The 365-nt window shown below is 67.9% G+C and carries 1 protein-coding gene; it reads right to left on the bottom strand.

The features are described 5' to 3' along the window. The coding region (locus FLQ44_RS11090) for an acyl-CoA dehydrogenase domain-containing protein (RefSeq protein ID WP_147694444.1) at nucleotides 1-365 on the bottom strand (365 nt) is incomplete at both ends.

Genomic DNA, 365 nt, shown 5'->3' with positions numbered 1-365 from the left:
ACCGGCCGGGTTGTTCTCGCAAGGGGTCGTGAACACCCCCTCGCAGAGGCGATCGCGGGTGTCGGAAGGCGTCATCAGCAGGGCAGCGGCACGATGACCGAGGGGATCCGATGGCGCCTGCGCGCGGCGGCCCCAAGGGAAGACCAGCAGCCACAGCGCCCAGCCGACCGGGCGGATCGGAAAGTTGCGCAGCGCGGCGGACAGGGCGAGCTCGATGCGGTGGTTGATGTCGAACATCGCCCAGGCCAGCAGCGGCTGGTCGCCTGCAGGTTGGCCGTTGTCCTCGTAGCGCTTGAGGATGGCCGAGCCGATATAGAGCAGGCTCAGCACGTCGCCCAGGCGGCCTGACAGGCTTTCCTTGAACT

It is taken from the genome of Vogesella mureinivorans (genome assembly GCF_007644035.1).
GTDB lineage: Bacteria > Pseudomonadota > Gammaproteobacteria > Burkholderiales > Chromobacteriaceae > Vogesella > Vogesella mureinivorans.
This window is presented reverse-complemented; position numbering and strand designations above follow the sequence as displayed.